This window comes from Myxococcales bacterium (assembly GCA_016716835.1).
Classification (GTDB): Bacteria; Myxococcota_A; Polyangia; order Haliangiales; family Haliangiaceae; genus JADJUW01.
Genome location: JADJUW010000001.1, coordinates 866,686 through 893,161 on the forward strand (window position 1 = coordinate 866,686; position 26,476 = coordinate 893,161).

Annotated in this window: 18 protein-coding genes; 3 read left to right on the forward strand and 15 right to left on the reverse strand. The window is 63.0% G+C overall.

Annotation, left to right across the window (positions count from 1 at the left end):
- Positions 1 to 4: 4 nt before the first annotated feature.
- The 9 genes from IPL79_03850 to IPL79_03890 form a co-directional block, all read right to left on the reverse strand.
- Complete coding sequence (locus IPL79_03850; protein MBK9070123.1) at positions 5 to 775, reverse strand: folate-binding protein YgfZ; 771 nt, start codon at positions 773 to 775, stop codon at positions 5 to 7.
- Positions 772 to 1,227 (reverse strand): acyl-CoA thioesterase, encoded by a 456-nt coding sequence (locus IPL79_03855; protein ID MBK9070124.1) that lies wholly within the window; start codon positions 1,225 to 1,227, stop codon positions 772 to 774. The genes IPL79_03850 and IPL79_03855 overlap by 4 nt, the downstream gene beginning before the upstream one ends.
- Positions 1,228 to 1,521: 294 nt before the next feature.
- Positions 1,522 to 4,692, reverse strand: a complete 3,171-nt coding sequence (locus IPL79_03860; protein MBK9070125.1) for a BamA/TamA family outer membrane protein — start codon at positions 4,690 to 4,692, stop codon at positions 1,522 to 1,524.
- A 12-nt stretch (positions 4,693 to 4,704) separates the two neighbouring features.
- The gene (locus IPL79_03865; protein MBK9070126.1) at positions 4,705 to 7,275 is read right to left on the reverse strand and encodes a hypothetical protein; all 2,571 of its coding nucleotides are present in this window, start codon (positions 7,273 to 7,275) and stop codon (positions 4,705 to 4,707) included.
- A gap of 65 nt (positions 7,276 to 7,340) precedes the next feature.
- Complete coding sequence (locus tag IPL79_03870; protein MBK9070127.1) at positions 7,341 to 9,371, reverse strand: hypothetical protein; 2,031 nt, start codon at positions 9,369 to 9,371, stop codon at positions 7,341 to 7,343.
- A gap of 86 nt (positions 9,372 to 9,457) precedes the next feature.
- Positions 9,458 to 10,300, reverse strand: coding sequence for an outer membrane beta-barrel domain-containing protein (locus IPL79_03875; GenBank protein MBK9070128.1), 843 nt, complete (start codon positions 10,298 to 10,300; stop codon positions 9,458 to 9,460).
- A 35-nt stretch (positions 10,301 to 10,335) separates the two neighbouring features.
- A complete protein-coding gene (locus tag IPL79_03880; GenBank protein MBK9070129.1) occupies positions 10,336 to 11,202 on the reverse strand; it encodes an outer membrane beta-barrel domain-containing protein in 867 nt (288 codons plus the stop codon).
- Between the two features lie 402 nt (positions 11,203 to 11,604).
- Entirely contained in the window at positions 11,605 to 12,789 is a 1,185-nt protein-coding gene (gene ftsY / locus IPL79_03885) for a signal recognition particle-docking protein FtsY (protein ID MBK9070130.1), read from the reverse strand.
- A gap of 89 nt (positions 12,790 to 12,878) precedes the next feature.
- Positions 12,879 to 14,549, reverse strand: coding sequence for a hypothetical protein (locus tag IPL79_03890; GenBank protein MBK9070131.1), 1,671 nt, complete (start codon positions 14,547 to 14,549; stop codon positions 12,879 to 12,881).
- A 253-nt stretch (positions 14,550 to 14,802) separates the two neighbouring features.
- On the opposite strand from IPL79_03890, the gene smc reads away from it, so the two are divergent.
- The gene (gene smc, locus IPL79_03895; GenBank protein MBK9070132.1) at positions 14,803 to 18,642 is read left to right on the forward strand and encodes a chromosome segregation protein SMC; all 3,840 of its coding nucleotides are present in this window, start codon (positions 14,803 to 14,805) and stop codon (positions 18,640 to 18,642) included.
- A gap of 130 nt (positions 18,643 to 18,772) precedes the next feature.
- Here the strand turns inward: smc and IPL79_03900 are convergent, their stop codons facing one another.
- Genes IPL79_03900 through IPL79_03925 form a run of 6 tightly spaced genes read right to left on the reverse strand, consistent with a single transcriptional unit; the run spans position 18,773 to position 23,869 of the window.
- The gene (locus tag IPL79_03900) at positions 18,773 to 20,212 is read right to left on the reverse strand and encodes a DUF58 domain-containing protein (protein ID MBK9070133.1); all 1,440 of its coding nucleotides are present in this window, start codon (positions 20,210 to 20,212) and stop codon (positions 18,773 to 18,775) included.
- A complete protein-coding gene (locus IPL79_03905) occupies positions 20,209 to 21,180 on the reverse strand; it encodes an AAA family ATPase (GenBank protein ID MBK9070134.1) in 972 nt (323 codons plus the stop codon). The genes IPL79_03900 and IPL79_03905 overlap by 4 nt, the downstream gene beginning before the upstream one ends.
- On the reverse strand, positions 21,177 to 22,511 hold the full coding sequence (locus IPL79_03910; protein ID MBK9070135.1) for a hypothetical protein: 1,335 nt from the start codon (positions 22,509 to 22,511) through the stop codon (positions 21,177 to 21,179). The genes IPL79_03905 and IPL79_03910 overlap by 4 nt, the downstream gene beginning before the upstream one ends.
- Positions 22,511 to 22,876, reverse strand: a complete 366-nt coding sequence (locus tag IPL79_03915) for a hypothetical protein (GenBank protein MBK9070136.1) — start codon at positions 22,874 to 22,876, stop codon at positions 22,511 to 22,513. Before IPL79_03915 ends, IPL79_03910 begins: the two co-directional genes overlap by 1 nt.
- Before the next feature lie 14 nt (positions 22,877 to 22,890).
- Entirely contained in the window at positions 22,891 to 23,079 is a 189-nt protein-coding gene (locus IPL79_03920; protein ID MBK9070137.1) for a hypothetical protein, read from the reverse strand.
- Between the two features lie 4 nt (positions 23,080 to 23,083).
- Positions 23,084 to 23,869 carry a hypothetical protein gene (locus IPL79_03925; GenBank protein ID MBK9070138.1) on the reverse strand — a complete coding sequence of 262 codons (786 nt, stop codon included), beginning with the start codon at positions 23,867 to 23,869 and terminating at the stop codon, positions 23,084 to 23,086.
- An 81-nt stretch (positions 23,870 to 23,950) separates the two neighbouring features.
- Here IPL79_03925 and IPL79_03930 point away from each other — a divergent pair, with 81 nt between their 5' ends.
- Both IPL79_03930 and IPL79_03935 read left to right on the forward strand, forming a co-directional pair.
- Positions 23,951 to 24,622 (forward strand): (d)CMP kinase, encoded by a 672-nt coding sequence (locus IPL79_03930; GenBank protein ID MBK9070139.1) that lies wholly within the window; start codon positions 23,951 to 23,953, stop codon positions 24,620 to 24,622.
- A 161-nt stretch (positions 24,623 to 24,783) separates the two neighbouring features.
- The gene (locus IPL79_03935; protein MBK9070140.1) at positions 24,784 to 26,475 is read left to right on the forward strand and encodes a 30S ribosomal protein S1; all 1,692 of its coding nucleotides are present in this window, start codon (positions 24,784 to 24,786) and stop codon (positions 26,473 to 26,475) included.
- Position 26,476: the final 1 nt, after the last annotated feature.

A 26,476-nucleotide genomic window follows, 5' to 3' on the forward strand; every position in this document is an offset into this window, starting at 1 on the left:
TCCATCATACAAAGGGCAGCGGGGCCAGCCGGGCCGGGGCATCGTCGACAAAAAGTTGAGCCTCAGGCTCAAGACACGAGCGATGAAGCATGGCCAAGGCAATGAGCCCTAGCTCTGGCGACGTCGCCACCGAGGTCACCGTACCGGCGCTTGGACGCGAGGCGTGGGAGACGTTGGCGCCAAGCAGCGGTAGTTGCGCGCCCGTTAAGCGTAGGCCGCACAGCTGTTTTTGTGGTTTGCCTTGCGCATGGACCCGAAACACCGGTTCCTGGCCAACGTAGCACCCTTTCTGATAGTCGAGAAAGTTCGCCAGTGGCGTCTCAAAGGGTAGGTGCGCGTCGCTGACATCGACGCCGTAGCTGGGGATGCCGGCCGCAACGCGCCATGCATGCACGAGCTCGGAGGAGGCGGGCGCGCTCGCGGGCCCAAACACGATCGGCGCGTGCCATGCCGCCGCTGGCGAGGTCCATACGCGGTGTTTTGGCCGATCATCGGGCGTGAAGACGACGTCATCCATGACCGCATATTTTTCGAGTAGCGCGCGCGTCGCCTCACCAAGCGACGGCTCGCACAGCAGCCAAATATCTTCGGCCGTCTTGCCCATTTCAAAGATGGATAAGAGGCGACCTTTGGGGCTTAGGATAGCACCCCACGTCTGCGCGCCCACGCCCAGCGTCTCGACGTTTACGGTGGTCAGGCCCTGTAGAAATCGCACGCGGTCGCCACCGGTTACGCGGAGCAACGGGTAGTCCGACTGACTGACCACGAGCGTCATGGCTGCCCCTCGGCGGCCAGTCTGCCAGCGGCGGCAAGGCGTTCGGTCCGTCGCATCTTGGCCTGCGCAAACCGGCGGCGGTCCTCATCGGTTTCGCAAATCAGGGCCGGCACGTCGCGAGGTCGCTGCGCCTGATCGATGGCGACAAACGTTAGGTAGGCCGTGGTCGTATTTCGCGGCTTGCGCGAGGCCATGTCTTCGGTGTCGACGCGACACCCCACCTCCATGGAGGTGCGATGGGCAAAGTTAACCTGAGCCTGCAAGATCACCACCTCACCCACGCGCACCGGTGACATGAAATCGAGGCGATCGATGCTCGCCGTCAGCACGGTGCCGCCAGCATGCCGCATGGCCGCAACGCCCGCACAGACGTCGATCCATTGCATCATGATGCCGCCAAACATGACGCCGGATTCGCCGTTGGCGTGGCCGGGCATCACGATCTGCGTCATCTCGCAACGCGAGGCGCTTGGGGTGAGAATACCGGATGGCATGGCTCGACTATATCATCGAGCGCTCAGGCGCGTTTGGAAACGCCGAGGCTACTTCTTTTTGGTGGCGGGCTTCTTGGCGGCCTTGGTGGTGACCACCTTGGCTTTGGCGCGCGCCTTCTTTTTGGCTTGCGATTTGCGGCGGCGCATCTTTGGCGTGTTGCGGTTATCTCGGCGTCCCATGGCGTTCTCCTGTGGTATCCCGGGGTGAATATCTCTCCCGCGTGGCGCTGTCAATACGCGGGCACGGCGGTGTCAGTTGCGGAGGGCGATCGAGAGGTGAAATCGGCCCGTGGCGCGGTCAAAGGGCCGGGCGTACAGGGGCAGCGCCCAGTCTGCCGAGACGGTACCAAACGGGGTAACGAGGCGCAGCAGCGACACCCCCACCGCGCTACGGAAGGCCCCCAGCGACAGCGTGGTCGCGTTATTGACGATGGCACCGGTATCGAAGAAAAACCCGGAGGCCACCGAGGCGAACCCTCCGAGCCGCGCCAGCTTGATCTCGAGGTCGATGTTGCCAACCGTGCGGATGTTGCCGCCCGCCGGCAAAATAATGATTTGTTCGAGGCAGCACAGCGGCGGCACCGCCAAGGCAATTTCCTCGACCGCCAGCCGATCCTCGGCATAGCCGCGGACGGTGTTGTCGCCGCCAGCGAAGTAGCGCTCGACTTCGGGCAAGAAAACCGCGCCGCCCAGCGGGATGCCGTGGTCGTGCCTCAGATCGAGGCGCAGCGCCAACCTCGAGCCCAGCGCCCGCATCCATTGGCCATTGAGGTAAAGCTTGGCAAACGTATCTTGCCCCAGCAAGTAGGGGCTAGCGTAGCTCGCACCGAGTTCGACGCGATAGCCCTTAACGGGGGCCAAGGGATTGAGCTCGCCGCTGCGGTCGGTGCGTGTATCGACATTGAGAACCAGTCCAACCAGGCCGGTAATATCGATGACCGGCACGCGCGCGTCGGTGGTCGCCTGGACTGGCAGCCGAATTGTCGTCTCATCGCGATTGCGTCGGCGGTAGTCGTAGCGAAACCCCAGACTAATCGACCGCGCCGAGACGTCGGCGGCTTGGGGGCGTTGCCAGGTGCGACTAGTCTTGAGGGCGCCACCTTGCGTGGTGAGGCGACCGAAACGCTCGGTCTGCTGCGAGCGGGCAAAAAACGTTAGGTCCACATCGAGACGAGGCCCAAGCGCGCGCCTCACGACCCACCGCGGCAAGCGCGCATTCGCCTCGGCGCCGCTTGTCTCGACGCCTAGCAGCAACGACCCATCGACTGCGATGCCAACCCCGAACAGATTGGGCAGCCGCGGCGATACGCGGCCAAAGAGCCCGTTCTGCGTCGAAAAGCCACCTTCGAAATCGAGGTAGAGCTTGCGGTCGTGGCGTTCGACGACGCGCACCAGCACATTGGCGACTTGTTGTTCGCGATCGTCGAAGTTGAGCGCATCGACGATGACCGACCCAAACAGGTTCGTGCTGCGTAGCCGCGCCGGACCGTCGCTGTAGAGTTGGCCGGTAAGCAGCTCGCCCTCGGCAAAGCCAAGCTCATCGCGCAAGACCCACGTCTTGGTTAGGAAGTTCCCGCGCACGATGACCTTGCCGATGCGCAGGCGATTGCGCTCGGTCACGGTAAACCGCACGCTCTTGCGGTTGTCGGCAGGGCCTGGGGCGCGTACCTCGTACAGCACCTCGGCATGAAGAAAGCCTTTGGCGGTTAACGCGGCCTGGATGGCCGTAGCGGCCTCGCGAAGGGGTGCCTCGATATTTGGCAGATCGGTGGACGCGACGATGCAGCCGTCGGTTTTTTCGCGAGGTCGCGTTTTGATGGACGCTTGCATGAGCGACAGGGCGGCCTCGCACGTCAACGTGTGGTCGCCGACAAATTCGATCTCGAGCTGGTCGATGGTATCGGGTAAGCCCTCGTCGACACGGAAGCGAATGTGCAGGCCGCGGCCGGAGGTGGCGGTCGCGAGGTCGCCGGCGACAAGTGCGGGGTTGCCTAGCGCCCCCGCGGCGTGGGCGATGTCGACCTCGACGGTGGCGTTGGGGTAGCCAACCGCGGCGTACTTGCGACGGATGCGCTCGCGGTCGGCCTGCAACAGCTCAGAAATGGCAAAGCGATTAGTGGTAAGGACCCGGCTACGAAATGGCTCGACCGACAAGTCGGCCTTGATGGCGCCTTCGGAGAATCTTGGCGTCCCATCGCCGGCGACAATGACGACCTCCACGGCATCGACACGCCGCGCAACGCCAAGATCAATATCGAACACGATGCGATCTACAATCGACAGGCGCTCTTTGGACCAACTGACGAACGCGTCAAAATAGCCAAGGCCTTGCAAGTAGCGGCGAAGCTTGGCCTCGGACGCGCTGGATTCGTAGTCATCCGCCGACGCGGCCTCGTTAAACGTGAGCTGTCGGCGCAGTTCCGCCTCGGGCAGCGGCACGCCGGTGGGGGTGCGAAACACGACATCCACGGGCCGGCGCTCGTCGATTTCCAGCGTCAGGTCGACGCTCTTGGTCCGCCGATCAAATGACGTGCGGGGGTCGAAATCGCTGCTGATCTTGACGCCGGGGTAGCCGCGCGCCTGGTACAGCGCAACGACCGCATCGATGTCGGTTTGCAGCTGGCTGCGAGTAAACCGCGCCTGGCCGACACAAATGCGGTAGAAGAGGCAAAATTTCGCGTGGCGAAATTGCTGCAAGACCTCGTCCTCGGCGATGTACAAGGTGCCTGCCTTGGCGAGCCTCACCTTGCCCAATTTGTAGGCGGGGCCGAGGTCGATTTGCACCGTCACCGTGTGGACGTGGGCGGAGGTGCGGGTCGACGTAATCACCGCCTTGGCCTCGAAATAGCCTTGATCTCGAAAATACTCCGCGATGCGCTCTTGCTCGTCGCGGAACAAGGCTTGCCTCGCTTCGGCGCCGTAGGGTAGGTAGGCCCCGCGGCGGATGCCAAGCCGGCGCGCGATCTCATCGTCGAGCAATGGGTCGAGCAGGGATTGCTTGATCTTGACGTCAACTCGGCGAATCTGCGGCAGGGGCTCAAGCGTCAGGACGAGCCGCGTGCCTTGACCGTCGGTTTGTGGCAGCAGCCCAATGACCTCGTAGCCCAGGCGTGCGCAGGCCGCACGAATCGCGAGTTCGGCGGCGGCCTTTGATTCGCGCGGCGCAAGCACGTCTGGGGTCAAGACCGCGTGCAACGTGGCCTCGTCCTCCAGGAGGATGCCGGCGATGGCAAAGCTGTCAAAGCGCGCGGCGGCGGGCATACTTGGCTCGGGCTCACCCGTTAGCGGTGTCGCAGGCGCCGCTGGCGCTTCCGCCGCGTCGTCGGCGCCGGTGGTGCGCGCCGACATCACGAGCACGCAAACGACCGCCGCGAGCCGCCCGGCTAGGCCCGGCCAAAAACGTGGAGATAGAAGCGGCAGCATGGGCGAGCGAGATCAAAAGAGGGGCAGGCTATAGACAAGCTTTAGCTCGAAATTTTGCACGTCGTCTTCGGTGGCGTCATCGAAACGCCGGCTGAGGTAGCCGATCTGCAAGTTCACCCGGTAGGGCGATCTGACCTCGCCACGGATGTTGAAATTTTGGCTGGTCGAGCCAGTCTGCCAATCGCCGATGACGTTGATGTTGTCGGTGAATTTCTTTTCGCCATGAAAGCCCACCGAGCCGGCGCCAATCACGGGCCTTGCGACGTCGAGCTTGATAAAGTCTCGGATGGGGTCCTCGATGAAAAGGGCAACCACGTCGCCTGAGGCATCCTTAATCAACTGATCGGTAAAGCTCTCGCTGGGATTTGTCGACGGGTCGGTTGCGGTCTGCGTTTGGGTCGTGCCATCAAGGCTGCGGCGAAACTGATCGGGCGTTCGGCCAAAAATAAGCAGCTGCGCCGTCTGGCCCTTGTTAAAGCCCGTCGAGGTGTACAGATCCCTGAGCGGTGAAAACTGGACCGCACCCGAGGTGCGGGTAAAGGTCGCCTGCCAGGTTGGAAAGCGAAAGGTGCCGCGCTGCACGGTGATTTCTCCCGAAAACTGGGGCGTCCTTGGCGTGCCGCCCACATTGACGGTGCCATCCATGTCGATATTGGCGAGGTTGTTAACGATCGAGAAGCGCCGCACGTCGACGGCGACATTGAGCCGGGCGCCGCCTAAGCTTGGCGACGTTTCCCAAAAAGGTGCCTCCGCGGGCTCGTTTGAGCTTGAGGGCGAGATGAGCTCGCCAAACTCAAAGTCGCTGATGTACTTGCCCGAGACCATTTCGATGCGGCCGCTGATATCCCACGCCGCCGAGGCCGCACGCAGGACGAAATCCATCTTGGCATTGACCACTAGATCGAGCGTGCGCGGCACGCGGAAGGGAATCGCATCGGCCAGGACCTGGACGTTGGCGGCGATGATGCCGCTGGCGTCGACGTCCATGATCCCGTTGAGATTGCGAATAAGGCCTTCGTTGTCAAAACTGCCGCCGAGGGCACAGAGCCCGATACGGTAGGTGCGAGCACCTCTGGCGGCGCCGCTGCGCGTGCCGAGGTCGCAGGCGTCGTTCTGTGACGGGTCGAAGTTGTCGCTTACCTGAATGAGCCCACGCTCCATGACCAGCTGGCTGCGCGCCGCGCGCGGGGTCAGCGCGAGTGGTCGCCGCGGATCAAATTCGATCTGCCCAAACAAGGCCGGCCATTCGCCAGCGCCAAAAAGCGTCGCCGAGATCTTGGCGACACCCGAGGCCTGCGACAGCGTTTCTGGGGCTAACGCGACCAGCACGGGGCCGGAAATTTCGCCCTCAAGATCCAGCGCCCACAGCGCGGGCCGGTAATTCTTGAGCATGATATTTCCAAGCAGCGATAGCTCGGATGAGTCGCCGGTGTAGTCGTCTTGCACGACGACCTTTACGCCGGTAAAGCCGACGCTGTCCTGGCGCAGGGCGATGACGCCGCTGGGCAGCCGAATGACGCTATCTTGGCCAGCGAGCCGCACCCAGGCATTGTCGAGCGCGAGCTGCGCGTCGATGATGGGCGCCGAGGGGCTCCCCACGGCGGTGATGGCGAGGTCAGCGTAGCCACCGGCGGCATCGACGTAGGCGGCGAAAAATGGTCTGAGCAGCCCGGCGTCGACGCGGCCGACAATCGCAACGTCGAGGTGCTTTTCGCTGAGGGTGCCGCGCATCCGCAGCGGCCCGGCCGGCGTGGCAAAGCTCGCGTCGCAGGGCACGAGCTGGCTCGGCGTGGCATCGCTGGGACACATGATCGCAAAGGTTTCGTCCTTGACCACCAGCGAGAACGGCGAAAGCGAGCGCAGGTCGAGTGGCGTCGGTCGGCCCTCGGCATCAAAGAAGTCCGCGATCACGCGCGCCTCGCTGAGGTCCAGCTGCAGGCTTGGGGTTGAGTCATCGCCAAGGTTGGTCTCGATGACGGCGACGCCAGTGCCCCACATGCGCATCGGCAGCGGCAGCTTGGCCAGCATCTCGGGCGGCAAGATCGTATCGATGTCGAGCCGGGTGAACCGCACCTCGGAGCGCAGCTCATAAGGCGCCCTGGTGCCCAGCGTCGTCGTCAATGCGAGGCGGCCATCGAGCAATTCGCCCTGCACCACAAGCTGGTCATCCGCCGAGACGTGGACCTTAAAGGACGCATCCCCAAGCGCCGCCCCGAGCAGCCACAAGCGGCCTATCTCGATGGTGCCAAAGGCCACGGGTTTACGCGAGGTGCCGGCCAACGTAAGCGCAAGGCTTAGGTCGCCACCAACGACGTCTACGGGCTGGCCCGCGAGCCCGGTGAGGATTCGGATCGGGAGGGCGGTGGTCGCCACGATGCCTCCAAGCAGGCCGCGCTTGGTTTGATACAGCACGGTGTCAAGCCTCGCACCCGAAGCGGCATCGCCCGTGTCCGCAAAGGCAACGTGTGACGCGACACACTGGCCGCCCGCGACAAAGGTCGCAGTGCAGCGGTCAAACTCCTCATGCGCCGAGGGCGCGAGGAAGCCGCGACAACGGCTGGGGTCGTTTGAATTGAGACACACCCCAAGGCGGGCAATTTGTTCGTCGCCGAACTCGACGTCGCGTGCGACCGCAAAGCCGCGGAAGGTTAGGTTATTCGGAGGCCCTTTGGCGCTAAGGCCAAAGCGCTGATGCGTCCGCCATGAAGCTGCGGCAACGCGGGTAGCTTGCCGACGTCGAGGTCGCCAGTGCGCAGCTCGGCGCCATGCAGATACATCGAAGGCCGCACCTGCAAATCAAGCGACGCCTTGGTGGAAGGCGGCATGCGCGGCGTCGATAACGAGGTCAGTCGCAAGCGGCCTTGCCGATACGCGAGCTGCGCCGAAACCTCACCGGCCACGACGACGCCGCCCGCGGTGACGCTGGCGTCGACCGACGGATCGCTGAGGGTCCCCGAAATATGGGCCTTGGCCTGACCGGTCTTGACCACCGCCGGGACGTCCAGCATCGCCAGCAACGGTGCGAGATTGCCAGACTCGGCATTAACATCGAGGTCGATCGTATCGGCGACGACGCCGATGGTCCCGCCCACGCGCACGCGGGTGGCCTTGTGCGCCAACTCAAGGCCGGTGATCGCGACGCTCTCGACGCTGCTCTTTTCAACGTCCGCCCGGAATCTCATCTCGGTCAGCACGCTGCCACCGCGCAGGGCCAACGTGCCGAGCGAGACCGCAATGTTGTCGACGAGGATGCTTTCCTCGGGAATGGAGGGGTCGGCGTCCTCGGCGCGTTTGCCCAGCCTGAGATGAAAGCGACCGCCGAGCTTGCCGCCGACGGCTCGGCGCACCTCGCGTGGCAAGTACCGCCCTATATCAAATGGCTTGGTAATCACGATGTCGGCGCTCGTATAGGGCCTGCCGCTGAGACCGAACTCAGCGGTCAGTAGCAGCTCGCCGCCGGCGCCGCGTCCGACCGTCTTCTTGACCGCGCCGCGATAGTTGACCATGTCGATGTATGCCTCGAGGGTGTCAAGCTGCAGCTCGATCGGCGGCGACTTGGCGTCGACGAAGACATCGTAGGAGAGCCCTGATAGGGCGACGTCAACGCGAGGTAGCGCGGCATAGGGACCGGTGAGATCAATCGAGGCCGTGACCGCTTCGCCGTGGAGCGAGGGCGACACGATGGCACCCAGTGTGGGGCCCAAGTTTGTGGCCTTGACGTGCAAGTCCCAACGGCCGTCGTAGGGTCGGTCCCACCAATCGGCGAGCTGGCCCGTGATGGTCACGCTGGCGCCCTCAACGGGGGTACCGTCGGCGGTGGTTGCGACTGACGTCGTGCCCGCGATGGCAACCTCTAGGCTATTGGCGGCCGCCGATCGCGGCCATCCGTGGGGCAACTGGGCCAGGCGCGGCAACGAGACCTTCGCCATTGGAATCTCATAGTCGGCGCGCCTCCCATTATCGAAAATGCGGACCACCGTCGGGCCCGCGGTGGGCGCCAGCGAGAAGTACATTTTTGATAGGAGCGGGTCGGTGCCGTCATAGTAGAGAAAACCATCGGAGCTAACCTGCGTCGAATGCGAGGTATAGAGAAACCCCTCGTCATCATCGCGCGCGATCTTAAGATCAACCGTAAAGTCGCGCACGGAAAAGTCTTGGATGTCCCACGTGGTGCCGCTGCGGCCATTAATGCCGACGCGAAAACTCGGTTGTTGCGCGCCATAAAACGCCGACATGATGCTGTACGTCGAGCGGTCAAAATCGTGGAGCGGGAACGGCTCTTCGACTTCCTCTATGAGCACGTAGCCGCCTTGGGTCTTGACGTGCCGAAAGACAAAGTGATGCGGCGGCGCGAGCAACGCATGCACGTCGACTTGGGCGGTAATGGTGGCGACCTTGGCGACCAGCTTGCGCGGCACCTGGTCGTCCCAGACTTCCACATCATTTAGCTGCACGTCGACCCACCCGCCGCTGATTAAGGTGCCGAGCTGCGCGATCGGCCAATCGACCGAGCCAATGGCGAGCTGCCCACGGATGCGGCTATTGACGAGATTTTCGACGAGGCCGCCGAGTGGCTGCCCGTGAAATCGCCAGCGCACCAGCCCGACGACCGCCAAGGCACCTAGCGCCGTAGCCGCCGCGATGGCGAGCCACTTGGAGCGCCGTAGCCAGCCGAGCAAGGTGCGTAGGCCCCCTCGCAGACCAGTCCAGAGTCTTTGCCAATGCTTGTGAAACCACGCCTGGTTACGCACTGGGCGGCATTTGGCTAAGGCGTTCGCTTCGCGTTGGCTGGGAGCATGATCGAGATGCCGACGCCGGCAAAGAGGTGATGCAAAAAGCGCGAATCTGACTCGCTGACAAAGGTGTCGGCATTGAAGTCAGCGCCAGAAGGATTGTCTGAGAACCAATAGTCCCGCACGGTGAGGTCAAGCGCGATAAATTCGCTCAGGAACACGTGGATGCCGCCACCGAAATACAGGCCAATCTTGGTGCCGTCATTGAGCGGCTGGTCATTGGTGGGATTGTAGTCGAGGGGGTGGTCATCGGAAGGCTGACCCGCAAATTGATCGGAACACACGCTCGACGAACAGCTGGACGTTAGCGAGGCAAAGCTCATGCCGCCTTGAAAGTAAAAGTCAAACGGGAGGTTGGATTTACCAAAGGCAACGAGCTTGCCGTACCAAGGCGTAAAACTTACGTACAGCGCGCCATGCAAGGGCATCTTATTGAGGTGCTGACGGAACTCAGTTTTGCTTGGCTCCGCGGTGTTGTTATCCGCGGCGTCTTCGAGCGTCGGCACGATCTTTTTGGTTAGCTTGGTGTCGAGATTGATCCCGTACACGCCGACCGCGCCAATTGAGAGCTGGTCAGTTAGGTGGTATTCAAGCTTGAGGCCGCCGCCGAGAATTTGCTGAAAGTCACCGTTGACCGTCATTTCAAACAACGGCGCCAATTCGAGCCGCTTCTTGACGTAGAGCACGCGATTGCGCACGACGGGCTCATAGACGCGGGTTGGGCGTTCGGCGAACACGGCGGCGGGCGCGAGCAAGAGCCCGGACGCGACCGCGGACGCGATTGCCAAGCTGGTTAGAATGGTTGTTTTGTTCATGTTGCCCATACTCTTGAAGTGAAGCCGAATTGGCGTTAGCGAAACGTGGTGTACTCAAACGTTGGCGGCAGCCAGAAGCCGATGCCAATTTGGAACATGACGTTGTTGATTAGAGCCGAGCTTGCAATGTGTTTGGCTTCATGGGCCGATGGCAACATGGTCTCGCTGCGATTCTCCGGCTCGAATTTGTCCGAGAAAATGTAGTCCCTGACGCCGACGTTGACGGTAAGAAACTTCGAGATAAAGAAGCGCATCGAGGCGCCCGCGTGAAAGGTGATGCGATAGTTCGAAAAGGGGTCAAAGCGGGTATCGCGCGGGATGACCTCGGTGTTGGTCACGCCGGCGCCGCCGGTGAAGTAGGCTTCCCACGTAATGATGCGTTTGTTGAGCAGCGCAAACTTGCCGTAGACCGGCACGTATTGCATGTTGAACATGGCGCTCCATTTATATTGGTTGACGGTCGGCAGGCGACGGGCCTGCCTGGCGACCAAGTCAAAGGGCTCGCGAAAGCTGTCGAGCATGTATTGGCCTTCGGCGCCGATGGCGAGAGTTTCCGACAGGTAGTAAGCGAGCTGGCCGCCAAGGGCGCGGTGCGTAATCATGTTGTCATTAACCGTCGAGCCAAAAAATGGCTGCAACTCGAGCCGCTTACGCTTGAGGAACGCCTTGCGCGGCACGACCACGATGTCGCTCCACGACACCTTGTAGGTAGGCTTGCGATCGGCCGAGCCGCTGGTTTCGGCGTCGGGTAGGTCAATCGGCGTGGCTTCGAGCCCATCAGTCGCCGTGCCATCGTCCGCCGGCGGTGCATCCTCGGTCGTATCGACTTCGATCTCCGGTCCCTCGACCTCAATCTCGTCTTCGGCTGGCTGGGCGAAGGCGGGCACGGCCACTAGCGTCATGGCCGCGACCGTCGTTCCGCAAAGCGCGGCGCAGAGGACTGCAACAACATTGTTAGAATTGAGTTTCATTTGGCTAGTTACTCCAACGCGCTAACGTTTGTGCCGGCCCCGAAGCGGGCATCACACGGGGTAGCAGAACAGATATTGGGGGGCGTCCTTTGCGGCAACGCCGCAGCGAAATCGGGGAGGTCACAGGAGCGAGGCGCTGGCCGCTTTGCTTATGATTTCCACAGCATATCTTGCGACATACTCGTAGCCCTGACATGCCCGTGCCCCTCAAAGTTCGCGGACTATATCACCATAATTTTTGCGGCTTCAAGGCTATGCGGACGATCGCATCAATAATCGCGTCCAGATCCCCAGGCCCGCTGCGTGCGTTCGGATCGGGCTCGGGGACCAGACTTAGGCAGCGCCTTGGTCAAACAGCGCATCGACAAACGTTTCGGCGTCAAACGGACGCAAATCGGTGATCTTTTCGCCCACGCCAATGTAGCGAACCGGGACCGAAAGTTCATCGCAAATACCTAGAATTACGCCGCCTTTTGCCGTGCCGTCGAGTTTTGTCAGGACGATTCCGGTGATCGCCATGTCGGCCTTAAACGTCTTGGCTTGGGCGATCGCATTTTGTCCGTTGGTCGCATCGAGCACGAGCCACGTTTCGTGAGGCGCGCCGGGACACGCCTTGTCACATACGCGACGAATCTTCTTCAGCTCTTCCATCAGGGAGGTGTTGGAGTGGAGGCGCCCCGCGGTGTCGCAGATCACGACGTCAAAGCCCTCTTCGACGCCCTTTTTGACGGCGTCGAAGATGACACTTGATGGGTCGCTGCCTGACTTACCAGTGACGACGTCGACCCCGGCGCGCTTGGCCCATTCGACCAATTGCTCGGTCGCCGCGGCGCGGAAGGTGTCGCCGGCGGCAAGCAAGACGCGCTTGCGCTGGCTGGTGAGGTGCGCCGCCAATTTGCCAATGGTGGTGGTTTTCCCCGCGCCATTGACGCCAATCGTGAGCAGGACGAGCGGTCGCTGGGCGCTGAAATCAAGCGGCGCGCTGTCGACGCGCAAGATGGCGTTGGCGATCGATTTAAGCTGCGCCCACACCTTGGAAGTGTCGGCGAGGTCGTCTTTGGAAAGGGCCGCCTTGACCTCCTGAAACATTTTGTCGGCCGCACGCGGCCCAATATCCGCGGTAAACAGCACCTCCTCTAGTTCGTCCAGGGTCGCTTGATCGAAGGCCTTGCGCGCAAACAGTTTGCCGAGCCGCGACACAAAACCGCCGCGTGTCTTGGCGAGGCCTTCGCGGACCGCGCGTGCGTCGTCGTTGGGTGGCGTTTCTTGGGCCACCGATGATGGCTCGGTGGCTGAAGGTATGGCGGGTTCATCATCGGCGTCGGCGGTTGTCGCGAGGGGGGGAGCCGGCGCGGCGTCGTCACGGCGCTGGCGTGCGCTAGGCTTGGCTTGCAAGCGCTCGCGGAGGTCGCTGCTGGCCTGCTTGCGCGAGGCGTCAGCAGCACGGCGCAGCCAAAACACCAACAGCGCGATCACAACGCCAAAAATGGCAAGATATACAAGCTCCGTGCTGCCCATGCGGCACGCATAGCCCAATCAATTGGCTATCGCAAGCCGCTGCGCCTCAGCGTCGCCAATGCTGGCGTCGCGGCACGCACGGGGCGCACTTAGGCAGAAAGGCGCTCGATCGCGCCGATATCATCCACGACAACCTCGCGGTCGCCGAAGTAAAGGGCTTCGATCTCTTCGGTAAGCACTTTAATGGGCGCATAGATATCTCGCTGGGCCATGGGGAGCAGCGCGAGCTTGCTGCGCACGTGCGCGAAGATGCTGGCAGGCGACGCGACGTTGGGCGACAGCTCGCTAAATGGCGCTACCGCCTCGGCGTAAAGCTCAAACAGCACGTCGCGCAGCGAGACCAAGTACACCGGGCGCTCGCTCCATTGCCCGCGATGCGGGATCGAAATTGAGGTCGCAACGGGTCGGTATCCCGCGCACGATACCGTGAGTTGGTAGGTGCCGTCGGCAAGCTCGAGCGCAGCGCCGCCGGTCGGTGATGCATGGATTTGCGTGGCGGCGGACGCACCCGGCGAGTTGCGCGCTGCGGTCACGGTGCCCGCTAGTGGGCGCTGCGATGCCGCATCATAAATGACAACACCGACGCTACGCTTGTCAGCACGTAATATGCGCTGCATGACGCCCTGCTTCGCGGGGACAAAGCCTGGACGATGCACGACGGTGGGCTCGGGACGCTGATGCCGCCGCCAACGCAGCTGCAGCCAGAGGACGGCAATGAGCGCAAGCCCGCCGAGCGCGATGCCGAGCACTGCGCCCAGCCGCGACGGGGCCGCGACCGTGGCGACGGTGAGCCATCTAAGCGGCGAGGGGGCAACGTTGGCGCCGGCAATGGGGGTATCGAGCGACGCAAAGAGCGCATGCCGCCCGATTGGCAACAACTGCGCCGGCAGCCGCAACACAAAGGTGCCATCCGCCGCGGTCTGCGTCGTCGCGAGTCGCTGCTCGCCAGCCATGAGCACGATGGCGGCCGGCGGCAGCTTGCCGCCATCGGCGCGCGTGATTTTGCCCCGTGCGACGATCGTTGCGTCAGCGGCCACGCGGGCCGTTTCGAGGTCGAGCGCAATCGTGCCGGTGGTGGCGATCGTAAGCGTTGTCGTCGCCGATGAGGGCGCGGTGCGGTCATCACCAACAAAGTTGGCGGTAAGCTGCCAGGCGCCCGGCGTCGGCAGCAACGCCAGCATAAAGTCCTGTGAGCCGACCAGCGCGGCGGCTAGCGCAATCGTCGTGTCGCCCTGCGATGCGACAACGGCAACGGGCAGGTCGAAGGCGATGCCTGGGTCAGAGGTCTCGGAGGACGCAACTTGTCGCCGGATTTCGACGCGAAACGAATCGCGACCCATGGCGGCGTGAATCGAGATAAGTGGCACCGGGCGATTGACCGCCGGCTGGTCAACTTGCAGTGGCGTCGCACGCACAAAGCGATGGCCGGCGAGCTGCAATTCGATGCGCTGCGGGGGCGTCGCGGCGTTTAGGTCGAAATAAAATCGCCCATGGTCATCGGTTTGCGCCCGCACGGACCGGTCATCGATGTGGCCTGTCAGCGGCAGCGCCGGCATCGGCTCGCCGGTGGTGGCATCGACCACCCGGCCCACCACGCGAAAGCCTTGCGTCCCCACCGGCTCGATGCTTTGGATCTCGATGGCTGCGGTCGCGGTGACATCGAGGCGGGGCGCGGCCCAAGCGGGAGATAAGGCCAGGCACGCGAGCGCTATGAGCAGCCCACAGCTACCTTTTGCGCGTGCACGCAGAGCCGGATTCATGGCCCTAGGGCTCTGTTTCATAAGTGCTGAGCCACCCTGCTTGGGCTGACGCCCGAATGCCGGCGTTGCTCGTCGGTTGTTTGGAACCACCAAACGCCCTCCTCGCGCCTTGGCCTCGGACGCCATCCCAGCGCATGGTAGCTCATAACCTATGAAACAGAGCCCTGGTTGTACTGCAAAGCGCAGACATTGTCAGAGGGATCGGGCAGAGTGCAGGCGCGCATAAAACCGCGGTGCAGGGCAGGGACACATCATGCGAATCAAGCGCGTCGAAATCATTGGGTTTAAGTCGTTCTGCGATCGTGCGGTCATCAATCTAGATTCGTCGATTACGGCGGTGGTAGGCCCAAATGGCTGCGGCAAGTCAAACATCGTCGACGCCATCAGGTGGTGCATGGGCGAGCAGTCCGCCAAGCACCTGCGCGGCAAGGCGATGGAAGACGTCATCTTTGCCGGCTCTGAATCCCGCGGACCAGCGCCGATGGCCGAAATGTCGCTGACGTTTGATGAGGTGGGTTTTTCTAATGACACCTTAGAAGTCGCGCGCATTGAAGGCGCCGACGAAGTGGACGCGTTTGACGAGGGCGAGGAGCCCCAGCTCGCCGAGGGCGGGGAGGCTTCTGCCGACGCTCAGGGTGGCGATGGGGGCCAAAGCGCGCCCGCCCAAGCGACGCCGGAGGTCTTTGAGGACTGGGCCGATCCGGACGCGCCGGGGCTGGATTTCGCGCGATTTTCGGAGGTGACCATTACGCGTCGTCTTTATCGCGATGGCTCGTCGCACTACCTCATCAACAAGACCGCGTGCCGTTTGCGCGACGTTACCGATTTTTTTCTTGGCACCGGCGTGGGCACCAAGGCGTATTCCATCATTGAACAAGGCCGCATCGGGCAAATCGTTTCGTCGCGCCCACAAGACCGCCGATCGATCATTGAAGAGGCCGCGGGCATCACCAAATTCAAGTCGCGTAAAAAAGCAGCGGAAAAGAAGCTCGACCAAACCAAGCAAAATTTGTTGCGCGTGTCGGACATCGTTTCCGAGCTCGATAAGCGCATGGGCGCGTTGCGTCGGCAGGCGCAGAAGGCCGAACGTTTCCGCAGCTACAAGGGTGAGCTGCGTGAGCTCGAACTTTGGAAGGCCGCACATCGTTGCCTTGAGCTGCGTGCCGACGAAGGCGTGGCGGCGCGTCGGCTGGCGACGATCGGCGAGGAATTGACCGCCGCGCGCAGCGGCGTGGCCGACCACGAAACGGCGATTGCCGAGCTGCGCGAAGCCTTGCAGGCCGCCGATCATGAACTGGCGCATGCGACCGAACAGGTGCTGGCGCTCGACGGCGCCATCGCCTTGGCCGCGAGCAAACGCGAATTCGCCGTGCGTGAACGCGAGGAATTAGTTGCGCGCAATCAACAGGCGCTAGACGAACGGGGCGGCGTCGAGGCGGCGCTTGCGCAATGCACGCAAGATGAGCGGCAGTTGGCGGCGCAGCTCGAGGCGACCCGTGGCGAACACGACGTGGCGGTGGCGCGCAAGACGCAGCATCAACACGAGGTCTCCCAGTTGCGCGCAGAAGTTGCGCGGCTTGAGCCCATGCTGGCTAGCGCGCGCGAGCGGGTCTTTGCAACCCGACGCGAACAGGCCTCGCTGCTAGCTTCGATCGAAGGCTATCAAGGTCGCCGCGAAGAGCTGGCGGCGCGACGTGAGCGTCTTGGCACCCAGCACGGCGGTCTCGCGGACGAGGCGTCGCAGCTCGCGGCCGAGCTTGCGGCCTGCGAGCGCGAGGTGGCGTCACGCCGCCAAACCCGCTTGGCGCTCGGCGAGCGCGAGTCCGATTTTTCCGGAAAGTTGGAGGGCCTTGGCGACCAGGTCATGCAGCTCGAGGCCGAAATCGAAACCGTACGAACTGAGGCTCATCGCCGTCGCTCGCGCTTGCAGTCGCTTGAGGAGATTCAGCAAAAACTCGAAGGCTATGCGTCCGGGACGCGGGCGATTATGCATCGCATGGGCGGCCAGCCCGGCGTGCTTGGGCTGGTCGCAGACTCCGTCAAGGTGCCAGCCATGCTTGAGGCCGCCGTAGAGGCCGTCTTCGGCGCGCACGTTGAAGGCGTCATCGTGCGCGATCTGCCTAGCGGCGTCTCGGCGGCGGGATATCTCAAGCAGCAGGGTGCCGGCAGGTCGACCTTTGTGCCGGTTGCTGGGCTTGCCGCTGCCGCATCCGGAGACATGATGACGGCAACCAGCGTTGCGCACGGCATTGTCGTGGAAGACCGCTCCGCGGACGTCGCGGCGCTGGCGCAGGTCGGCACGGCAGGCATCGTGGGAGAGCTGGCGCAGCTCGTCGAGTTTGCGCCTGACATTGCGGCCATCGCCACCCGCATGACGTCGCCCTATTTAGTCGTAGACTCGCTAGACCGCGCGATTTCGTTGCGCACGGCCGGCATGCTGAGGCCACTGGTTACCTTGGACGGCGACGTGGTCGATGAGCACGGCGTTATCCGCGGCGGCTCGCGCGATGCAAGCGAGGTCGGCGTCCTCGCGCAAAAACGCGAAATGCGCGAATTAGCCGAGCTGACCGAACAGCTCGACCAGCAGCTAAGCAGCAAGAGCATGGCGCTGGTGTCGGTGCGAGGTGAACGCAAGCAACTGCAGCTCGCGGTGGAGGCGCTCCGCGCGCAGACGCACGCCGAAGAGCTGGCGGTCATGGGCTACGAAAAGGATTTAGGACGGCTGCGTGCGGACTGCGAGGCCAAGCGGGGCCTGCAGACCCGGCTCTCGCTTGAGCTGGCCGAGTTGGTCGATATGTTGGCTCGCGGTGATGCCGAGCTCGTCGAACATCAGCAGCGCATGGCCGCAGCCACGCTCGAACTAGACGCCGCTCAGCTCGAGGCCGTGTCGACGGAGGAAGCGATCGCGTCGCAGCGGATTCAACTGGAAACCGCCCAGGTCAGCGAGACCGACGCCAAGGTATTGCACGCGATGCTCGCCGAAAAGCTCACCGCCTTGCAGGCCGGCGTGGCCCGCATCGCGCAGCAGGTCGGCGAGCTGCAGCACCGCCAGCAGCGCTTGGTTGAAGCCTTAAGCCAGTACCAACAGCGCGTGGCGCAGGTTGAGGCGCAGGAGGTCGAGCTGACCGACGAGCTAGCGCGCGCCAACGGCGAAAGGTCGGTTCGCGGCGCGGACGTGGAGGGCTTGCGCGTTCGCAATGAGGCGCAGCACGCAGCGGTTGCGATGCAAGACGTTGCCTGCCGCTCGTTGCGAAGCATCGCGGAGGCGCTCGCGTCTGAACGTGCCGAGCTCGAGCTGAGGCGCAGCTCGGCGCAGATGAATCAGCAAGTGCTCGGCGATGCCATGCTCGAGCGCTATCAGCTCCAGCTGGAAGACGTGCTTTTTGACTACCACTTGCGTCCGCACATGACGACCGATCAGGAGGCGCGAATTGGTGACTTGCGCGAATTGCTCGAGCGCATGGGCACAGACATTAACTTGCTGGCGATCGACGAATACAACGAGGTCGCCGAGCGGTTTGAGTTTCTCAGCAGCCAACGGGACGACTTGGAAACCGCGGTTAGCCAGCTTGAGCGAGCGATTGATCGCATGAACAAGACGTCGCGCAAGCTGTTCAAGGAAACCTTTCAGCAGATAAACAATACCTTTAAGGAAGTGTTCCCGCGCCTGTTCCGCGGCGGCCAAGCAAGCCTATCGCTTACGGGCGGCGAACATACCGACCTGCTAGAGGCGGGCGTCGAGATTATGGCCCAGCCGCCCGGCAAGAAGAATGCGACCGTCGATCAGCTCTCAGGTGGCGAAAAGGCCTTGACCGCGGTGGCGCTGGTATTCTCGATTTTCTTGATCAAGCCATCGCCGTTCTGCATTCTCGACGAGGTCGATGCACCGCTAGATGAGGCTAACGTCGACCGCTACAATGAGATCGTGCGAGAAATGACCGACCGCTCGCAATTCATTATCATCACCCACAACAAGCGCACGATGGAGACCGCCGATAATCTGTACGGCGTTACGATGCAAGAAGCTGGGGTTTCCAAGCTGGTGACGGTCAATCTGCAGCGCCTCGGCGCCCAGGCCGCCAGCGCGATCTAGCGCGCGGCGAGGCCGAGCGAGCCCCAGGTTTGTCGCGCAACCGCACGCAACAATGAGCGTTGGCGCGTGAGCACATACCATGCGGCCCTGCCAATTTCGTCATGTGGGGCGTCGTCGATGGTCGGTGTCGCTAGGGGTGCGGTGATGGCGATGCCCTTGCGTCGACAAGCGGCGATTTGAGCTTTGATGACGGCCCTATGCTCGAGCAGCCGGTCGCCAGTTGACCAGATCGACAGTTGGCTCGGGCGTTGGGTTGACGCCACCTGGATAACGTCGGCCAACGCCGCGCGCGCGCGCCAGCCGCGGTATTGCCTGCGGGTGGCAGCGGCAGACATCGCGATTGGCAAAACCGGCGAAGCACGGCCATTGCCGGGTCTGGATCGATCGGCGTCAGCTCGCGCCAGGGTGTTGTGGCCGATGCAGCCGCCGCGGCAAGATGCTCGACCATCCGGCCTAGATCGTAGAAATTCGCATCTGCGCCGATTTGCAGATTGGTCCAGCGGGAGGCATCGAGCGCAGGTGGCGCCGCGACGCGAAACGAAATGCCATTTTGCTCTCGCAAATAGTGCGCCACCAGCTCGACGAGATACGCGGGCTGGGCCTCCGTCGTCGTCGCATCAGCGGCGTGGGGCAGCTCGGCGAGCATGGCGCGTAGTGCGTGGCGCCAGCGCGCGGTCGTGCCCAGCGGCAGATGCCAGTGCGGCGCGGCATCAAACGTGGTCAGGCCGACGCGATGACCACCAGCGAGCAATTCGCTGGCGTGACGCCAAATGGCGGAGACGGCCGCATCGAGCAACGTCTTGCCTGCCGGGCCATCGCGCATCGCGGCCCCGATATCAAGAATGAAGGCGTGAGCTAGATTGCTCGACGCCTCGAGCTCGCGCGTAATAAGTTGGCGATGGCGGGCGCTGGCCTTCCAGTTGATGTTTTTGAAAGGGTCGCCAGGCTTGTACTCGCGCAGCTCATGGATCTCATCGCCTTGCCCGGCTCGGCGGCTGCGGGTGGTTTCGTAGCCTTGCGGCGCATGGGGCGCTGAGCCAAGGCGGAGGCGCTGGGCGGCCGCCGGGGCGTTGGCGCGCAACTCGAGAAAGCTTGGGAAATAGGCGCGCAGGACAAACAGATCGAGCGGATCGCGAAAGTGCAGCTCACAGCCATGGACACACCAACGACCAAAGGCGCGAAGGTGAAGTGACGTGGTGATTACCGCCTGGTGGCCCGGCGATATCACCGGCTCGTCGATATCATCAATGGCAATGCCTTCGGAGGCAATCGGCCGAATGCCGCGGATGTACAACCGACGAAAGCCGTGATTGCGAATCGTCAGCTCGAGCGGGAGCGCGGTGCCGGCCACCGCGTTTTCGGCCTGCCTCGCCCACCAGGCGACGTCGATCTTCTTACGCCGCAGGTAGATAGCCGTCGGGAAGAAATTCACGTACAGCGTAACCAGCGATGTCAGCACCGCGGCGCCCAGCGCCAAGAGCACGGGCGCCATCGCAATCGCACCGACAAAGATGAGCGTCAGCGCCATCGCTAGGATGATCGCCGCCCGCGCCTGCAGCCGCGGAATCATGACGCGATGCCGACGGGGGTGCGAAAACGCACCGAGGCCAAGGCCTCCGCAATAATGGCCTCGCGCCGGGCTTCGTCGGTGCCGTTGTCGACGTCCATGAGCATGCGATGGGTAAACACCGCGCTGGTCAAATCGCGAATGTCGTCGGGCGTCACGTAGGCGCGGCCGCGCACGAGGGCGCGTGCCTTGGCCGCTTGCAACAGCGCGAGCGCGGCGCGCGGCGAGACGCCGAGCAAGACCTGGCGATGGTTACGGGTGAATTGCGCCAACGCTACGATATAGTCGAGCAGCTCAGGTGCGACGTGAACGTTGTCGGCGAGGGCTTGCAGCGCGAGCAGGGAGGCCGCGGCAATGACGACGGGAGGCCGCGCGACCGCGGCGCCATACATGTCGAGCATCTTGCGCTCGTCGGCAGCCGTCGGGAAGCCAAGACGCAGCTTCATCAAGAAGCGGTCGAGCTGAGCCTCGGGCAGCGGATAGGTGCCGTGCTGTTCGATCGGGTTTTGCGTCGCCAACACCAGAAATGGCGAGGGCAGGGCGCGGGTCTCGCCTTCGATCGTGACCTGGCGTTCCTGCATGGCCTCGAGCAGCGCGGCCTGGGTTTTGGCGGGCGCGCGATTGATTTCGTCGCAGAGCAAGATATTTGTAAAAATGGGGCCTTCGCGCAGCACAAAGTTATTAGTCTTCATGTCCAGCACGTAGGTGCCCGTGATGTCTGCCGGCAACAAGTCCGCCGTAAATTGAATCCGGCGATGGTTGCCCCCGATTACCGTCGCGAACGCGCGGGCGAGCGTGGTCTTGGCGATGCCCGGCGGGCCTTCGAGGAGCAGATGGCCGCGCGCCACGAGCGCGACCAAGATCGCCTCCGAAACGGATGGCGGGCCGACGTAGACCGCGTGCACCGCGTTTGAAATGTGTTGGCATACATTGGCCACTTGCGCCAAATCATGAGGGGCTATGGTGCTCATGGCTCGTCTTTTACTCCCATTGCGGCAAACAGTTGCGTGCGCAGCGCGAGCAACCGTCGTAGCGCGCGAGGCGTGAACGTAACACGCTGGTCGGCGGCGAGGGCGGCATATCGGGCGGGCAAGCGTCGGGTGAGCCGTATCGCCCCGGCTAGGGCACGCGCAGCCGCCGGGTAGCGCGCTTGCATGGCGGCGAGCGCGGCCGGATGTTCAAACGTGAGCGCATGCGCGACGCCGGTACGTTGCGAGATAACGGCTTCGAGTTCGTCCCTTAGCCAAATCGCGGCCGCGACGGTATCGGCCGCGGTGCGGGGACCGTCGGCAGGGTCTAGCGGCGGCCGAGCGTTGGTGGCCATTGAGGCGCTTAGGCGCGCGTGGGCCGGCTGCTGGCGGCGCCCTAACGCCAGCAGGGAAACAATCGTCATCAGCGCGATCGCGAGGCCGACGCCGACGTAGACGGCGCCAGGCGTCAACATCCACTCACGCCGATCGCTGAGCCATCGGTTGAGATCTGCGAGCGACCGAGCGTAGGGGTTGCGCTGGTCATCAACCCGGCTGAGCGAACCGCTCACCGAGAACTCTTGGCTAAGCACGATTACCCGCGAGGTTTCAGGCCTCGCCAACCAGCGCAAGGTATTCGTCGCCAGCCTCGCGTTGCCAGAGAATTCAAGCATCCGATTAATCAGCAGGCTGGCGTCGGCATAGGCGACGTAACTGCCGAGGCCGCGCTGGCCTACGGCGACCAGGCCGAGCCGACGTTGAAACCCGATGATGTTGCGTTGATCCGGCGCAAACGCCAACGGGTGGTTGGTGACGACCTCGGCTACGCCCTCGCAAAGCGGGGACGTCTGCTGCGGGCCCGCAATGGGCGCCCAACCTAGATTTTGCCAATACGCGTCTGCAGCGATCGAGCCTTCGCCGACTGCCACCAGCCCAAGGCGTTGCCAGAGCTCGCTATCGATTGCCTCATCGGCGATGATTAGCGCGCCGCCGGCCTCAACGAATGCTAAGATCTCGCCTGCGTCCAAGGTCGGCGTTGGCGCCACGAGCACCAAAATATCGCCCAAGGCGAGGCTGCTTAGATCTAGTTCACTTGGCGTTTCGACTTGCCAGCCGAGGCCGCGGACGATGCCATAGAACCTCGAAAGCGCATTCCAACGCGGAGCGTCGCCTCCGACCTCATGCTCGCCGTCCTGGTCAATCACGGCAGGGGCGGTGTCATCGGCCGGTGCTCCCGCTTGGGCGTTCGCAGCTGAGGCGGCCCTGGTTATGATGGCGACCGTGATGCACGCGGCCAGCCACCCGCGCATGGTCGGCACCGCGCGCTGATTCATCAGTATCCCATTTCCACGCGGAGCAGGGCGGTGGCGCGCTTGGCATGCTGCAAGGCCTGGGCGATTGCCATGGGCGCATGCGTCGCAAGCACCATGTAATAGCCATCGCTCACCGGCATGATCAGCACGTCAAGCCTGCGATGTTCGACAATGACGTGCTCGGCATCGCCGAAATGGAGCGTATGCAGCGCGGCCTGGATGCCTTGCAGCACGACGCCAAAGTGCGCGGCAAAAAGGTCCCATTCGATACTGGGGACGCCATGGGCGTCGACCAGCTCGCCGTCGAACGCAGAAAACGCGCCGCCAATCGCGCCTGGGGCGCGCTCCACAGCTTGTTGCAAGATCTGCTGAAACGTCGATGCCATACCCAGCCCTGCGCTTAGTCGCGTTGCAACAACGCCAATCGAGCCAGCTCGCGGCCCGCCGCGATCACGCAGGCGCCCATGACCATGACCAGCGTGGAGGCCGCGTAGTCACGCTCGGCAAGGAAACTCAGGGCCTCGCGAAAAAAAACCAGGCTACCCAGCAACAGGGCGATGGCGAGCACTTCGTAAAGCAGGCGCCGCATGATGTTAGCGTAGCACGGATATCGCCGTGACGGCGGCGACGCCGGTTGCGATCGCGATGACAAAGCCAGGGCGCAACGTGGCGCGTTGCCCAAGCGCGTCGATGCTCGCAAGGAGCGCTGGGTCGCCTGCGCGATGGCGGTCGAGTACGCCGATGATCGCCCACACGACGATGCCGAGCCACGTCAACAGCGCGCCCAGCCCAAGCAGAATTTGCATGGCGCGGTGGCGCTCGCCATAGAGCTCAACGATGCGCTCGAGAAACCTCGTGTCGTACAATATATGCCCAAGCAGCGCGACGGGCATGATGGCGGTCACGGCAGTCAGGCCCCAGAACATGCGTTCGCGGCGGGCCCACCTTGGGGGGCGAGGGCGACTACTCAGCTTGGTCGTCACGATGGCGCCGCCGGCAGGGAGGGCGCCGGCCGCGACCCACGCGATCGATAGAATGTAGACCACCAAGCTCGCGCTGGTCGCGAGCAGGCGCAGCGCGGGATAACGCGCCAACGAGACTAGCTCCGGCATCGCAACAAGCGGCGCGAGCAGGCAAAAGGGAACGGCCCACAGCAGCAACCACTCGCGCCGCCGCCAAATGCCGAGGCCCAGACATAAAGGTGGCGCCGCAACCATCACCACGTCCGCCACCGTCCAACCATCGCCCGCGCGCGATAGCATGGGCCACAGCAACAGCTGCGCCCACGCATTAAGCCCCAAAAACGTCGCAATTAGCCCATTGGTAAGGGTTTGACGCGCGCGCGGGGCAGGCGCGTAGTCGGCGCGGGGACTTTGCATCGCAGCCACGAGGCTAGCATTTCGATCAGGCTTTGACGTAGAGTTTTGCCGCCGCGTTGTGTAGTGTCCGCCGCCGTGGCACTGGTTATTACGATTGATGGGCCCGCCGGCGCTGGCAAGTCGACGTTGGCGCGCATGCTGGCGCAGGCGCTAGGCCTCGCACTGCTCGACACCGGCGCGATCTATCGCAGCGTCGCCCTGCTGGCGCTGGAGGCCGGCACCTCGCTGGATGACGCGCCTGCCTTGGCTGCGCTCGCCGGCACGATGACCCTCCGGTTTGCGTTTGAAGGCGACGTCAATCGCGTCTTTGTCAACGGTCGAGACGTAACGGCGCTGGTGCGGCGGCCTGATATCTCGCTGGCAACGTCGCAGGTCTCGGCGCATCCCGGGGTGCGGACCGCGCTCCTCAATCTCCAGCGGCAGCTGGGCGATGTCGAGCCAGGCGTCGTAGTCGAAGGCCGTGACACGGGCACCGTGGTTTTTCCTCACGCGGCCATTAAGTTCTTTCTAACCGCCGGCGATGAGGTTCGCGCGCGGCGGCGCGTCGCGGAGCAACAAGCCTCTGGCCACGACGTCGATTTCGCCGAGACCCTCAAGGAAATCAGGCAACGCGACGAGCGCGATAGCTCGCGTGGTACCGCGCCGCTCAAGGCGGCCGACGATGCGGTCGTCGTCGATTCGTCGGGACGAGATTTGGAAGACGTTTTGCGCGAAATGCTGAAGGTCGTGCACGCAATCCAGAAACCGCGCTAGACGCCTACGGCCAGGCTGCTGGCGGCGTTTTGCGCTTAGCAATCCGGGTTGACAAACCTACCCCGGCAGAGTACGTCTGGCGGCCACCGGGGACCGCAGCAACGCCTGCGCCCTCGGAATATCTGAAGGACGGTACCGACTACATGAGCAAAATGGAACAAATGGACGATTTCGCGGCCCTGCTGGAGGAAAGCCTTCAGCAAGATGACATCAAGGAGGGCGAAGTCCTCAAGGGCACCGTAATCGCCATTGGCAAAGATTTTGCCATCGTCGACATTGGCTACAAGTCGGAAGGCCAAGTGGCCCTCGAAGAGTTCCGCAACGGCAACGGCCAGATCGAAGTGAAGCCCGGCGATGAAATCGAGGTTATTCTCGAATCGCGCGAAAACGATACCGGCATGTGCGTGCTCTCCAAGGAGAAGGCCGACCGCTTCAAGGTGTGGGACGAAATCGCGGAGGCGTGCAAACGCGACGAGCTCATCGAAGGCATCATTACGGCGCGCGTAAAGGGCGGCCTCGCGGTTACGATCAAGGGCGGCGTCAAGGCGTTCTTGCCGGGCTCGCAGGTCGACATTCGCCAAGCGCGCAATCTCGACTCGTTTCTTGGACAATCGCACAAGTTCAAGGTCATGAAATTCAATCCCGAGCGCGGCAATATCGTGTTGTCGCGGCGCGCGCTGCTAGAAAAGGAGCGTGCCTCGCTCAAGGAAACCACGCTGGAGCGGCTGACCGAAGGGCAGATCGCCGACGGCATCGTCAAGAATCTTACCGAGTATGGTGCCTTCATCGACCTGGGTGGCATCGACGGCTTGCTCCACATCACCGACATGAGCTGGGGCCGGGTCAATCACCCCTCTGAAATGTTTCAGGTCGGCGACCACGTGCGCGTCAAGGTGCTCAGCTTTAACGGCGAGACCGAACGCGTCTCGTTGGGCCTTAAGCAAATTACCGAAGACCCGTGGGTGTCGGCATCGGAGAAATACGTCCCCGGCACGGTGGTGCGCGGCAAGGTCGTCTCGCTCAAAGACTACGGCGCGTTTATCGAGCTGCAGGAGGGCATCGAGGGGCTGGTTCACATCAGCGAAATGTCATGGACCAGGCGCGTCAAGCATCCATCCAAGATGGTCGCCGTCGGTGACATGGTCGAGGCCGTCGTGCTGGATGTCGACGTCAAGGCCAACCGCATCTCGCTTGGCATGAAGCAGCTCGAGCCAAATCCATACGAGCAGCTGACCGAGAAGTACCCGCCGGGCACGGTCGTGCACGGCAAGGTGCGCAACATCGCCGACTTCGGCATCTTTGTCGAAATCGAGGAGGGCATTGACGGCCTGGTACACATCAGCGATATGTCGTGGACCCAACGCGTCAAACACCCTTCGGAAATGTTTCAGAAGGGCGATGACGTCGAGGCCGTGTTGCTTAACATCGACACGTCTGATGGCGAAAAGCCGAAGATCTCGCTGGGGATCAAGCAGCTGGTGCAGGACCCGTGGGACCGCATCCCTACCGAGTTTCCGGTCGGCAAGGTTGTCGAGGGGAAGATTCTCAAGGTGCTCGACTTCGGCGCCTTCGTCGAACTCGACAAGGGCATCGAGGGGCTGGTCCACATTTCCGAGCTCTCGGACGACCATGTCGAAGACCCACGGTCGGTCGCGCAACCCGGGCAAACTGTCAAGGTTCAGATCTTGTTGGCCGATGGCGCCGAGCGCAAGATCGCGCTCTCGATGAAGACCGCCAAGCGGACGCAAGACATTACCGACGCGGCCGCGGGCTATGCCTCGACCAATGCCGGCGGCGCGACGCTCGGCGACGTCATGCGCAACAAGCTCGGCACGCTCAAGAACGCGGAATAGT